General features: G+C 71.0%; 8 protein-coding genes. 7 read left to right on the top strand and 1 reads right to left on the bottom strand.

Translation table 11 applies throughout. From position 1 onward, the window contains the following. Nucleotides 1-119: 119 nt before the first annotated feature. From ABZT06_RS19115 to ABZT06_RS19140, 6 genes are all read left to right on the top strand, one after another. On the top strand, nt 120-1,841 hold the full coding sequence (locus ABZT06_RS19115; RefSeq protein ID WP_355742221.1) for a serine/threonine-protein kinase: 1,722 nt from the start codon (nt 120-122) through the stop codon (nt 1,839-1,841). A 762-nt stretch (nt 1,842-2,603) separates the two neighbouring features. Then, complete coding sequence (locus tag ABZT06_RS19120) at nt 2,604-4,187, top strand: serine/threonine-protein kinase (protein WP_355741669.1); 1,584 nt, start codon at nt 2,604-2,606, stop codon at nt 4,185-4,187. A 110-nt stretch (nt 4,188-4,297) separates the two neighbouring features. After that, the gene (locus ABZT06_RS19125) at nt 4,298-5,869 is read left to right on the top strand and encodes a serine/threonine-protein kinase (protein WP_355741672.1); all 1,572 of its coding nucleotides are present in this window, start codon (nt 4,298-4,300) and stop codon (nt 5,867-5,869) included. Nucleotides 5,870-5,925: 56 nt separating this feature from the next. After that, nucleotides 5,926-6,876: a serine/threonine-protein kinase gene (locus ABZT06_RS19130; RefSeq protein ID WP_355741675.1), complete on the top strand. Its 951-nt coding sequence runs from the start codon at nt 5,926-5,928 to the stop codon at nt 6,874-6,876. Between the two features lie 136 nt (nt 6,877-7,012). Further along, nucleotides 7,013-8,626 (top strand): succinic semialdehyde dehydrogenase, encoded by a 1,614-nt coding sequence (locus ABZT06_RS19135; protein WP_355741678.1) that lies wholly within the window; start codon nt 7,013-7,015, stop codon nt 8,624-8,626. A 73-nt stretch (nt 8,627-8,699) separates the two neighbouring features. Then, complete coding sequence (locus ABZT06_RS19140; RefSeq protein ID WP_355741681.1) at nt 8,700-10,475, top strand: GMC family oxidoreductase; 1,776 nt, start codon at nt 8,700-8,702, stop codon at nt 10,473-10,475. A 103-nt stretch (nt 10,476-10,578) separates the two neighbouring features. Here the strand turns inward: ABZT06_RS19140 and ABZT06_RS19145 are convergent, their stop codons facing one another. Further along, nucleotides 10,579-11,604, bottom strand: a complete 1,026-nt coding sequence (locus tag ABZT06_RS19145) for an LPXTG cell wall anchor domain-containing protein (RefSeq protein ID WP_355741684.1) — start codon at nt 11,602-11,604, stop codon at nt 10,579-10,581. A gap of 178 nt (nt 11,605-11,782) precedes the next feature. On the opposite strand from ABZT06_RS19145, the gene ABZT06_RS19150 reads away from it, so the two are divergent. After that, entirely contained in the window at nt 11,783-12,925 is a 1,143-nt protein-coding gene (locus ABZT06_RS19150) for a hypothetical protein (protein ID WP_355741687.1), read from the top strand. Nucleotides 12,926-13,325 lie beyond the last annotated feature (400 nt).

Consider the following 13,325-nt stretch of genomic DNA (forward strand, 5'->3'; position numbering starts at 1 on the left):
ACTTCGCGGAAGCGACAACCGTCACAGTGAGGTCTCCTTGAGGCCCCCCTGGTTCCCCTCGGTGCGGGCCGGTCCTTAGTCTGACTGCGTCAAGAGCATTGCGGGGCAACGTGAATCAGATGCAGGGCCTGCTCCTCGCGGGGCGCTACCGGCTCGCCGACCCGATAGGCAAGGGCGGCATGGGCCGGGTCTGGCGTGCCCACGACGAGGTGCTGCACCGGGCCGTGGCGATCAAGGAGCTGACCGCCGCGCTCTACGTTTCCGAGAGCGACCAGGCCGTGCTGCTGGCCCGTACCCGCGCCGAGGCCCGCGCGGCCGCCCGGATCAACCACTCGGCCGTCGTCACCGTGCACGACGTGCTCGACCACGACGGCCGGCCCTGGATCGTGATGGAGCTGGTCGAGGGCCGCTCGCTGGCCGACGCCGTCAAGGAGGAGGGGCGCGTCGAGGCGCGTGAGGCGGCCCGGATCGGGCTGTGGGTGCTGCGGGCCCTGCGTGCCGCGCACTCCGCCGGGGTCCTGCACAGGGATGTGAAACCCGGCAACGTCCTCCTCGCGCGGGACGGCCGCGTCCTGCTCACCGACTTCGGGATCGCCCAGATCGAGGGCGACACCACCATCACCCGCACCGGAGAGGTCGTCGGCTCGGTCGACTACCTCGCCCCCGAGCGGGTCCGCGGCGCCGACCCCGGTCCCTCCGCCGACCTGTGGGCGCTCGGTGCCACGCTGTACACGGCGGTCGAAGGACGGTCGCCGTTCCGCCGTACGACCCCGCTGACCACCATGCAGGCCGTCGTCGACGAGGAGCCCGCCGAGCCGCGGAGCGCCGGCCCGCTCGGGCCCGTCATCGCCGCCCTGCTGCGCAAGGACCCCGCCGTGCGGCCCGGCCCCGCCGAGGCCGAGCAGATGCTCGCCGAGGCGGCGGAGGGGCGGCGGCCGGGCACGGCACAGGCGTATCTGCCGACGCAGCACATGGATTCCCGCTATGAGCCGGGGGCGCACAGGAACTCCCACAGTGGGCTCGGCGCACCGACCACGGGCACACCGGTCGGCGGAACGTCGTATCCCTCGGCCACGGGACCGTCGTACTCCTCGGGCACGGGCCCGACGTACCAGTCGGGCACCCCGTACGCCCAGGCCCCCGTTTCCACGGTCGTCGGCCCGCCGCACCACACCGGCACGACCTCGGCAGCCCCGCCCAGGCGCCGCCGGCTGCGGTCCGTCGCGCTCGTCGTCGCGCTCGCCGCGGTCGTCAGCGCCGGGACCGCGGTCGCCCTGCAGAAGTGGGACGAGGGGCGGGACAAGGGCGGCACTTCGGCCTCGTCGAGCACCTCGCCCAGCCCCACGTCGAGCCCGGCCACGGGTGGGGTTCCGGCCGATTGGGAGCGGCGCAACGACCCGGTGGGGTTCAGTGTCTCCTTGCCCAAGGGGTGGAAGCGGTCCGTCTCCATCGACCAGGACGGCCTTCGGCAGGTCGACTACTCGCCCGACAAGGGCAAGCACCTCGTGCGGATTGCCGTCGACACCGCGCCGGACTTCAGCACCGCGTATGAGCACATGAGCAACTTGGAGCAGCGGGTCTCAAAGCTGCAGCATTACCATCGGGTGAGCCTCAAGGAGGAGCTGTTCCGCGACCTGCCGGGCGTCCGTTGGGAGTACACGTGGAACGCACTGGCCAAAGACCCGCCGCACTACTTCCCGGGGCCCTACCGTGCGATTGACGTCGGGTACGTGGACAGTGACGGCACCGAGTACGCCATCTACGCGGCTTCGCCGGCCGACGAGTGGCCTACCACCAGAAAGCAGTTCGACTGGATCCTGCGGGGCTTCCAGGAGGGTTGATCCGAGTGGAACAGAAGGTTCCGCTGTCGCCGGTTCCGCGCCCCCGCCCGAGGGGGCGTCAAAAGGCGGCACCCGGCTCGATCGCAAGACACTGTTCGGGCTCGGCGCGGTGGTCGTCGTGGCCTCGGCCCGTTCGTGGGGCCGCTGCCGGTCGGCCGGGAGAGTGGCGTAGAAGACGGACGTCGCGGTGTCACCGGCGATGCCGAAGGGCTATGTGCGCTTCCCGATTGTTCCTGGGCACCCGAGGTCGCTCAACGTCGCCTTGATCGTCTGCGTCGATTCCGTCCCCGTTGCCACCTCAGGCAGAGCCGGAGCTGGAACGAACTATTTTATCCCCAGGGCCATTCCGTTACCCATGAAGTGCCGGCATCCACGGAAAACAGCCGTATGGCCACGTGGTGGCCATCGGCGGCGGTGTCCTTGGCCCAACCGCTGATGTCCACATGGTGGGCCGTCCAGTTGGTGAACGTGAGGCTTCCCGAGGCGCCAGTCACCGAGCGCGCGGCTCAGCCACTCGCCGCGCCGGCATTGGTCACTGTGGTCGTGGCAAATGTTGCCACCGCAGCGACACTCGTGACAGGTTTGGCCAAAAATGATCATCTCTGGCCGCCGGCCCGACTGGTCACGCATGCCGACGAACCGACCGAACGGTGGCGGGCGTTGCGGCGCCGTGGCGTTGTGTACCAGCCGTCCCGGGGCGGAGGCACACTTGGCCGGTCACCGCCCCGGAAGGGGTCCGTCCGTTGCGGCATGATGAGGCGCATGGGGACCGAGGGGGCCAACTTCCTTGTGATCGCGGGGCGTTACCGTCTCGAAGCGAAGCTCGGGCATGGTGGCATGGGCGTCGTATGGCGGGCCACGGACCAGTTGCTCGGGCGCGGTGTGGCGGTCAAGGCGCTTCCCCTGGACGAGACGTTCTCCGCGGAAGAGGCCAGGTGGCAGCGTGAGCGCACCCTGCGGGAGGCGCGTGCGGTCGTGCAGTTGCGCCACCCGAACATCATCGTCGTCCACGATGTCATCGAGCACGACGAACGCCCCTACATGGTCATGGACTTGATCGAGGGAGGCTCCCTCGCCGACCGACTCGCGGCGAACGGCCCGGTCGACGCCGCCGAGGCCGCCCGGATCGGCGGCGACCTGCTGAGCGCGTTGCACACTGCCCACGCGGCCGGGGTTCTGCACCGCGACATCAAGCCGGCGAACGTCCTCATCGAGTCCGGCACCGGCCGGGTCGTCCTCACTGACTTCGGTATCGCTCAAGTCGCGGGCGCCACCACGCTCACCGAAAGCGGGTCCTTCGTCGGTTCGCCCGAGTACACCGCCCCCGAGCGGATGACCGGCGTCCGGACCGGACCCGAGTCCGACCTGTGGTCGGTGGGTGCACTGCTATGTGCGGCGCTGAGTGGGGAATCGCCGTTCCGCCGCGACTCGTTGGGCGGCACCGTGCACGCCGTCGTCATCGACGAGATCCGGCCGCCCACGCAGGCAGGGCCGCTCCTTCCGGTCGTACGCGGACTGCTGGAGCGGGACCCCGAGCGGAGGCTGGACGCGGTGGAGGCGCAGCGGATGCTGCGGGCCTTCCTGGAGACGGGCCGCACGCCGCCGCGCCGGGCCCCCGAGCGGGCGTACACGCCTACCCAGCGGGATCTTCCGCTACGGCGGTCCCCGGCGCCCGAGCGGTCGAGGAGCGGCGGGCTACTGGCGCCGGCGCGGTCGAGGCGGGGCGTGCTCACGGCGGCGCTGCTGGTCGCCGTGCTGGCGGCGGCGGGGGTGTCGGCGGCGGTGCTGTGGACGGACCGGGGTGGGCGGGACGGTCGTACGGCGGTGGGGACCTCGGCACCCGGGACGCCCGCGAGCGGCTCCAGCGCCACGGCGGCGCCCGCGCCCACCACGACCCTGCCCTCCGCCCCCTCCGGGTACCACGTCGCCGAGGACCCCGCCGGGTTCGCGCTCGCCGTCCCCGACGGGTTCACCCGGGAGCCGCAGGGGGAGCGGGTCTTCTACCTGTCGCCCGGCGACACCTTCCGCCTCGGCGTCAAGGTCACCGATCCCCGGCCCGGCGGCCCGCTGGGCGTGATGCGGCGCGCGGCCGCCAAGGGCCCGGAGGCCAACCCCGGTTACCGCGACGGCCGGGTCACCTCGCTCACGCACCGCGGACACCCCGCCGCACTCTGGGAGTTCACCTGGGACGGCTTCAGCGCGGCCGAGGGCGCCCGGCACACCTACGACGTGTGCTGGGAGGAGGGCGGGCGGCTCTACGACGTGTGGGTGTCGTCGCCGGCCGGGAAGGTGCGGGAGGCCAAGGAGCACTTCGACGTGGCGGTCGACACGTTCACGGTGCCGTAGGGATTCGTCACGGGTTGGCGCCGTGGGGAACGTGGGGATACGTCACGGGTGTGTGACCGGAACGCATCACCTCTGGATGCCTGTGTGCCTGGCGCGATATGGATGAACCCATGAGCAGCAGCGGGGGAGTCGGCCACGAGTCCGACGAGACGACGAGTTATGTTCTGCAACCTCCCAGGCCCCCTCAGCCGGAGCCGGGGGTCGGCCGGCTCATCGCGAGCCGTTACCGCCTGCTGGCCAAGCTCGGGCACGGTGGCATGGGCACGGTATGGCGGGCCAAGGACGAGACGGTCGACCGCGAGGTGGCCGTCAAGGAACCCCGGGTCCCGGACCACCTTCCCGAACGGGAACAGGGAAACGCCTTCGAGCGGATGCGGCGGGAGGCGCGGGCCGCGGCCCGTCTCGACCACCCTTCCGTCGTGAACGTGCACGACGTGGCGGTCGTGGACGGCCGGCCGTGGATCGTGATGGAGCTCGTACAGGGCCGTTCGCTGGGCGACGCGTTGCAGGAGGGCACCCTCGGGGCGCGGGAAGCGGCGAGAATCGGCCTCGAGGTGCTCGGCGCGCTGGAGGCCGCGCACGCGGCGGGCATCCTGCACAGGGATGTGAAACCGGACAACGTCCTGCTCGGCCGCTACGACCGGGTCGTCCTCACCGACTTCGGCATCGCCCAGATCGAGGGCGAGACCAACCTGACCGACAACGGCGGCTTCGTCGGCTCGCCCGAGTTCATCGCCCCCGAGCGGGTGCTGGGTCAGCGCCCCGGCCCCGCCTCCGACCTCTGGTCTCTCGGCGTGGTCCTGTATGCGGCGACGGAGGGCGTCTCGCCGTTCCGCCGCAGCAACACCCCCGCTACCCTCCAGTCCGTCCTCAACGCCACGCCCGCGCCGCCCGCCGCCGCGCACGGCCCGCTCGCCGACGCCATCAACGGCCTCCTCCAGAAGGACCCGGCGCGCCGCCCGAACGCCGCGCAGGTCAGGGCACTTCTGGAGGCCACCGCCCACCCGCCCGTCCCGGAGCCCACCCAGATCGTGCGGACCGTGGAGGTGCCGGCGGGCGGCGGTCTGCGGCTGGGCCGCAAGGCGTGGCTCGGGCTCGGCGCGGCGGTCGTCGCGGCCGCGGTGGCGGCGTACCTGGTGATCGCCGACCCGTTCGCGGGCCCGCTGCCGGACGGCTGGACGAAGAAGCACACCAAGGATGTCGCCGCGACGCTGGCGGTGCCGGCGCACTACCGGCCCAGCACGCCCGACCGGAAGACGGACAAAACCCACTGGATCACGTACTCCGACTACAGCGGCAGCATCTGGATCGGGGTGACCCTGGACCGGAAGGCCGAGGACACTGCCCACGACATCGCGGGTTCCGCGGCCGCCGAGATGTACGACGACGACAGCCGGTTCAAGGAGAGCGGCGAGTACGACCTCAGCATGCCGAACACGGCGAAGACCCGGCCCGAGGACCAGACGTACCAGGGCCGGAAGGCCGCCAAGAACACCGTCACGTACACCACCACCGACAGCCAGCGCCCCCTCCCGCGCGAACTCCAGATCTTCTACTACCGCACCTCCACCGGAGACATGTACAAGCTCACCGTCAGTTATCCGGGCAAGGGGGACTTCACCGAGCGGGGGCGCGAGGTGGCGCGGGCGGCGATCGCGAATCTGGAGGTGGACAGGCTCTGAGTGGGCCTGAGCATGCCGCTTAGACAAGGGCATGACGCGCACGGTACTCATGTGCCATGAGTGAAGACGGCGAACACCCGCCCGACGGAGGTCTGGTCGGGGGGCGGTACCGGCTCGTCGAGCGGATCGGCTCCGGGCCGAGCGGCACGGTGTGGCGGGCTCGCGACGAGCAGGACGACCGGTACGTCGCCGTCAAGGAGCCCCGGCTGACCGGGGATCCGGAGGACGAGGAACGGCGCCGGGCCGCGCGCCGGCTGCCGCACGAGGCCCGTGCCGCCGCGCAGGTCGACCACCCGGCCGCCGTCGCCATCCATGACGTACTCCTCGACGACGAACTGCCTTGGATCGTCATGGAGTTGGTGGAGGGGGAGTCGCTGGACGCGGCTCTGGCCGGGCGGGGGCCGCTGGCGGACGCCGAGGCCGCCCGGATCGGGCTCGCCGTCCTCGGCGCGCTGCACGCCGCCCACGGCGTCGGCATCGTCCATCGCGACCTCAAGCCGGCCAACATCCTCCTCGAAGCCGAGAGCGGACGCGTCGTCGTCACCGACTTCGGGATCGGCGGCGCCGGGCATGCCGGTGGCCGGGAGGCCTCCGCCGGGTTCGCCGCACCGGAGTGCGCGTCGGGGCCCGGCGCGGGGCCCGCTTCCGATCTGTGGTCCCTCGGGGCGGTGCTCCGGGTGGCCGTGGCGGACGCGCGGTCCGGTCCGCTGGGGCCGTTGCTGGAGCGGCTCCTCGACTCCCGGCCGCAGGAGCGGCCGACGGCGGAGGAGACCGCCCGTGCGCTGGCCGAGGCCGCCGGGGCGAGCACGCCGGAGTGGGCCCTGGAAGCGGGCACGCCCGGTGCGCGACAGGATTCCGGGCGGGAAAGGGCCACAGCGGACCCCGCGCTCCCCGCTGCCGACCTCCACGACCCGTCCGGCGATCCGGTGACCGTTCCCGAACCCCGGCGCCTCTCCGCCCTGTCCGCCTTCGGTCTCCTCCTGCAGAAAAAACCGGAGCGTGGCTGAGCCGCGCTCATCATCGCCGCACAACGCCCTGATCAGCACATTCGCTGCCAGTCATCACTGGCGATGTGTGCGTACTCGGTGAACGCCCGTTACCGACGGGTACCCAAAGCCCCCGCTCCCGAATACCCTGCGGCTCATGACGGACGCGCAGGCCCCGGCCAAGACCGGCACGAACCCCCTCGCCCCCGCCCCGGAGGGCGCCCGTACCGCGGCCGACGTGGTCACCCCGGAGCTGGTCGTCCAGCTCGCGAAGGGGGTGACCGGGTCCGGCCGTACCGCCAACCACACGCCGTTCACCGGCGAGAAGCTGGCCGACCTGCCCGAGTCCACCCCCGAGGACGTGGAGAAGGCATTCGAGGCGGCCCGCCGGGCGCAGGCGGTGTGGGAGCAGACCCCCGTACGGCAGCGCGCGGCCGTCCTGCTCCGCTTCCACGACCTGATCCTGGAGCGCCAGGCCGAGGTCCTCGACCTCATCCAGCTGGAGACCGGCAAGGCCCGCCTGCACGCCCACGAGGAGGTGCAGGCGGTCGCCGTGGCCGCCCGGCACTACGGCCGCAAGGCGCCCGCCTATCTCCGGCCGAAGCGGCACACCGGTGCCGTGCCCACCCTCACCAAGGTCACCGAACTGCGTCACGCGCGTGGCGTCGTCGGCCAGATCGCCCCCTGGAACTACCCGCTCGAGCTGTCCGTCGGTGACGCGCTCCCCGCCTTCGTCGCGGGCAACGCGGTCGTGATGAAGCCGGACACCGAGACCTGCCTGACCGCCCTGTGGGCCCGCGACCTGCTCGTCGAGGCCGGACTGCCCGCCGAGGTCTTCCAGGTCGTCCTCGGCGAGGGGCCCGTCGTCGGCCCCGAGGTCGTCCGGCACGCCGACTACGTCTCCTTCACCGGCTCCACCCGCACAGGGCGTGAGGTCGCCCAGGGCGCCGCCGCCCGTCTGGTCGGCGTCTCCCTCGAACTCGGCGGCAAGAACGCCATGCTGGTCCTCGAGGACGCCGACATCGAGAAGGCCGCCGCCGGTGCCGTCCGCGCCTGCTTCTCCTCCGCCGGCCAACTGTGCATCTCCATCGAGCGGTTGTACGTCCACGAGTCGATCGCGGACGCGTTCGTCGAGCGTTTCGCCGCCCGTACGAAGGCCATGCGGCTCGGCACGTCCCTCGCCTACGGCGCCGACATGGGCTCCCTGGTCGGGGAACGGCAGCTGGAGACCGTCACCCGGCATGTCGAGGAGGCCGTGTCCAAGGGCGCGAAGGTCGTCGCCGGTGGTGTCGCCCGCCCGGACATCGGCCCGTACTTCTTCGAGCCGACCATCCTCGACGGGGTCACCGAGCCGATGGCCGTGTGCTCCGAGGAGACCTTCGGCCCGGTCGTGTCCATCTACCGCTTCAAGACCGAGGACGAGGCGGTCCAGCTCGCCAACTCCACGCCCTACGGCCTGAATTCGTCGGTGTGGACGAAGGACGGCAAGCGCGGCCGCGAGATCGCCTCCCGGGTGCGGGCCGGCACCGTCAACGTCAACGAGGGCTACGCCTCCGCCTACGGCAGCGTCCAGTCCCCGATGGGCGGCATGAAGGACTCCGGCCTCGGCCGCCGACACGGCTCCGAGGGCATCCTCAAGTACACCGAGGCCCAGACCATCGCCCAGCAGCGACTGCTGCCGATGGCGCCCTCGCTGGGGATGGACGACGAGGCGTACGCCCAGTTCATGAGCCGCAGTCTCCGGCTGATGAAGGCATTCAGGTTCAGGTAGCCGATCCAGGGGCGCGGGGAACTGCGCGCCCAGCCACGAATCACCCGCACGCGAGACTCAACGAGGAGCACCCGTGCCTCAGGACACCTACGACTACGACGTCATCGTCGTCGGCTCCGGCTTCGGCGGCAGCGTCACCGCCCTTCGCCTCACCGAGAAGGGCTACCGCGTAGGTGTCCTGGAAGCCGGGCGCCGCTTCACCCGCGAGACGCTCCCGAGGAACTCCTGGGACCTGAAGAACTACCTCTGGGCGCCGAAGCTCGGCATGTTCGGCATCCAGCGCATCCACCTCCTGGGCAACGTCATGGTCCTCGCGGGGGCAGGCGTGGGCGGCGGCTCCCTCAACTACGCCAACACCCTCTACGTCCCCCCGAAGCCCTTCTTCGAGGACCCCCAGTGGCGTGACATCACCGACTGGCAGGAGGAGCTCAAGCCGTACTACGACCAGGCCCGGCGCATGCTCGGCGTACGGCTCAACCCGACGATGACCCCCTCCGACGTCCACCTGAAGGCGGCCGCCGAACGGATGGGCGTCGGCGACACCTTCCACATGGCCCCGGTCGGTGTCTTCTTCGGCGACGGCGAGGACGCCGAGGGCAGGACCAAGGCGGCCCCCGGCGAGCAGGTCGAGGACCCCTACTTCGGCGGCGCCGGCCCTGCCCGCAAGGCCTGCATCGAGTGCGGCGAGTGCATGACCGGCTGCCGGCACGGCGCCAAGAACACCCTGAACGAGAACTACCTCTACCTCGCCGAGAAGGAGGGCGCGGTCGTCCACCCCCTCACCACCGTCGTGTCCGTCACGGACGACTCCCAGGGTGGCTACGCGATCGCGACCCTGCCCACCGACGACCGCAAGGCGAAGGGCCGCACCTTCAAGGCCCGCCAGGTCGTCATCGCCGCCGGCACCTACGGCACCCAGACCCTCCTGCACCGCATGAAGGCGGGCGGCCAACTGCCGTACGTCTCGGAGAAGCTGGGCGAGCTCACCCGCACCAACTCCGAGGCCCTGGTCGGCGCCCAGACCGACAACCGCCGCTACCGCAGGGCGACGGGCGTGCCGAAGGTCGACTTCACCCAGGGCGTCGCCATCACCTCGTCCATCCACCCGGACGAGAACACCCACATCGAGCCGGTCCGCTACGGCAAGGGCTCCAACTCGATGGGCGGACTGTCGATCCTGCAAGTGCCGTACACGGAAGGGTCCTCGCGCGTGCTGGCCTGGCTGCGCAACGCGGCCCGCCACCCCACCCTCGTGCTGCGCTCCCTGTCCAATCGCCGCTGGTCGGAGCGGACCATCATCGGGCTGGTCATGCAGTCGCTGGACAACTCCCTGACGACGTATCTGAAACCGGACGGTGTCGGCAAGGGCCTGCTCACCGCCCGCCAGGGCCACGGCGCCCCCAACCCCAAGCAGATCAGGGCCGCTTCGGAGAGCGCCTCGGTGATCGCCGCCGACATCAACGGCTTCGCCGGCTCGAACGTCGGCGAGCTGATGGGCACCCCGCTCACCGCCCACTTCCTCGGCGGCTGTCCCATCGGCTCCTCCCGCGAGACCGGCGTCATCGACCCGTACCACCGGCTCTACGGCCACCCCGGGATCTCGGTCGTGGACGGCGCCGCGGTCTCCGCCAACCTCGGTGTGAACCCCTCGCTGACGATCACAGCCCAGGCCGAGCGGGCGATGTCGTACTGGCCCAACAAGGGCGAGGAGGACCCGCGTCCGGCGCAGGGCGAGGCGTACGTCCGTCTCGGCGCCGTCGAGCCCAGGTCGCCCGCGGTCCCGGCGGAGGCCTTCGGCGCGCTGAAGCTGCCGTTCCTGGGGATGCCGGCGGTCCCGAAGAAGTCGTAGCGCCGATAGAGCCGGAAAAAGGCAGAAGAGAAGGACCCGCACCCCCCTCCGAGTGCGGGTCCTTCTCTTTTCCTGCGTCAAGCCGTGCTTACCGCGCTACGACTCAGGCGTGGGCGCCGGCGGCACCCTTGCGGCGCTTCATCGCGAAGACCACACCGGTTCCGGCGACGACGGCGAAGCCGCCGACGAGGCCGAGGACCGGCAGGGCCGAGCTCGAACCGGTCTCGGCGAGCTGGCCGTCCACGTCGACGCCGTTGACGTCGGAGATCGGGTTCTTGCCACCGGTCTGCGGCTTGGTGTCGTTCGGCTTGCCGGCGTCGGAGCCGGCGGGCAGGACCTCGAAGTAGTAGATGCCCATGTTCTCGTCGTCGGAGATCCAGCAGCCCTGGTCGTCCGAGTACTCGGCGAGACCGATGGCGATGCCGATCGCGCTCGGGACCTCACGGTCGACCTTCACCCGCAGCTGGTAGCTGAGGGAGTCGCCGCCGTCGAGGTCGAAGGCGTTGAACGAGCCGCCCTCGCCGAACTGCGTGGCCACGTCGACCCAGGAGCCGCCCTGCTTCACCTGCACGGTGACCAGGTCGCTGTAGTCCTCCTCGAAGTCCCAGTCGACCGCGCCGACACCGACGATGGGCTGAATGCCCTTGATCGTCTCGTCGCCGGAGTTGCTGACGTTGAACTTGAAGTTCGTCCAGCCGCTGCCCGCCACGATGCTCTCGGGCAGACCGGTCAGCGAGCTGTGCAGCACGTCGCTGTCGCCGGGGACCGGGGCGTCCTCGTCGTCGACCTCGCACTGGTCGACAGGCTCGCCGCTCTCGCCCGGGGAGGGGCTGGCGCTCGCGGAGCCGGACGGGCTTCCGGAGGGGGTTGTGGAGGCGGCCGGGCTGGACTCGCCGGCGGCGGGGGAGCTCTCGCCCGTGGCGGGCGTGGTCTCCGGAGCGGCCGGGGTCGTCTCCGGGGCCGCCGGGGTGGTCTCAGGGGCCGCCGGGGTGGTCTCGCCGGCGGGCGTGCTCTCGGCCGCGGTCGGCGTGGGGGTCTCGTCCGCGAACGCGCTCGGCGCGGCGAACAGGGCCAGCGGCGCTATCGCGGCGGTCGCGGCGGCGGCGGCCAGTGCACGACGAAGCTTCATGAAGACCTCGGAAGTCAGGTGCGCCGCACTTTCCGCGGCACGCGTCAGGGAGAGGCCTCCGCGTGTGGGGCGCGGGTGGGGCCCGTGGTTCGTGAGGTTTGATCCGCGACACCTGTGAATGGTTGTGCGAACGTTCACAGAAAACTTATGTGGGCTGAGTCACACATGGGTTCTTCTTGTGAACGGCCTTTCCCAGGCCCTAGAACTGACCCACGTGTCAGAAGACCCCAAGATCCCCGACGACGTCTGGGAACAGTTCGCCCGTGACTCCGAGCGGGACATCCGAGACTCCGCCCCCAAGGAACCGTCCGCGCGGGCCCGTGAGGTGACGGAGCGACTGCGGCGGCAGGAAGCGCGCGGCGAACTGCCGGAGGGCTGGCGCACCGGGCCGGCCTGGCAGGAGAAGAAGAGCCGAAAGGGCCTGTGGGGCGTCCTCGGTGTCGCCGTCGCGGTCGTGGTGGCCGTCGTCGCGGTGAAGCCCTCGCTGGTGCCGGGCGACCTCTTCGGCGGGGGAACTGCCCCCGAGGCCGCGTCCTCCCCGCTGCCTCAGGAGACGGCAGCGCCGACCGCCGCGCCTTCCGCCGAGGCCTCCCAAGTCCCCACCCTGGACGACCCGTTCGCCGGTTCGCCCGCCAAGCGCTGGGCCGACGGCGCCGCCGGGATCGCCGTACCGAAGGCGAAGTCCGTCGGCGGCCAGTCCGAGGCGAAGGCCGAACAGGCGCTGGAGCTGACCAAAAAGCTTCTCGTCGAGTCCAACCTCGACCCGGCGACCCTGCGCGGCGAACGGCCCGAGGCGGCGCTCGATGTGCTGGACCCGCTGCAGAAGAACGTCCGCGGGATCCTTGAGGCCGGCCTGCGCAAGCCGGACGACAAGCATGACCCGCTGTGGATGTTCAGCCGCTTCGACCCCAAGGAGGTCCGGACGGTCGGCGACGTCGTGAAGACCCGCGGCCGTATGACCTTCAAAGCCGGCGACCACGCCTCGGTCCTCGTGCACGCCGACTACACCTTCGTCTACCCGGTGGTGCAGACCAACGGCTCCCCCGAGGTCACCCGCACCATCGTCCGCCGCATTCTCGACGTCGAGATCTCCGACCCGGCCAAGTACCAGGTCACCCCGGGCAAACTCAGTGTCGTGAAGTGGGACCAGGACATCAACAACTCGGCCTGCGAGGTGTACGACGGTTATCTGCACCCGTCGTTCCGCTCGGCCGAACCCACGGGACCGGACCCGACGGGACCGACCAAGGACCCGTACGACCGCAGCAAGCCCCTCGATCCCGGCCGTGACAAAGCCTGCGGAACGGTCTCCCGCGTCTGAACCCCGGTACCGGGCAGGCGAAGGGCCCCGCGGGACGGATCCGCGGGGCCCTTCTTTCGTCAGCACCGACGTCAGGGCAGCGCCGGTGCCTGGGAGCGGCGCCGGGGGGGTTGCGCCGCTTGCTCGTGTCTCTGTGTGCGCCCGCAGATGGTCTGGACCTCTGGCAGTACGGTGACGCACGGCGAATGCGGTTGTCTGCGGAGGGACTTGGGGGCTTTCTAGGCATCGTGCTGGATGGACGCGGCCTCCGCAACCGTTTGACCCAGCCTTGTGCCGGTATTTGCCCCGCCGGCCGGCCCCGGGCGTCCCCGGAGCCGGCCGTCTCTTGGGTGACCGGGCTGCTGTCCCCTGCCGTCCGGTCACTTCCTGGAGCGAGGTCCCACGGCGCACGCACGCACGA

The sequence above is a fragment of the Streptomyces sp. NPDC005483 genome (genome assembly GCF_040606035.1).
GTDB lineage: Bacteria > Actinomycetota > Actinomycetes > Streptomycetales > Streptomycetaceae > Streptomyces.

Excerpts from the sequence above, each read along its gene's own strand:
- ABZT06_RS19130 (WP_355741675.1), top strand. The coding sequence starts at position 5,926 with ATGAGTGAAGACGGCGAACACCCGCCCGACGGAGGTCTGGTCGGGGGG.
- ABZT06_RS19125 (WP_355741672.1), top strand. The coding sequence starts at position 4,298 with ATGAGCAGCAGCGGGGGAGTCGGCCACGAGTCCGACGAGACGACGAGT.
- ABZT06_RS19145 (WP_355741684.1), bottom strand. The coding sequence starts at position 11,604 with ATGAAGCTTCGTCGTGCACTGGCCGCCGCCGCCGCGACCGCCGCGATA.
- ABZT06_RS19120 (WP_355741669.1), top strand. The coding sequence starts at position 2,604 with ATGGGGACCGAGGGGGCCAACTTCCTTGTGATCGCGGGGCGTTACCGT.
- ABZT06_RS19115 (WP_355742221.1), top strand. The coding sequence starts at position 120 with ATGCAGGGCCTGCTCCTCGCGGGGCGCTACCGGCTCGCCGACCCGATA.
- ABZT06_RS19135 (WP_355741678.1), top strand. The coding sequence starts at position 7,013 with ATGACGGACGCGCAGGCCCCGGCCAAGACCGGCACGAACCCCCTCGCC.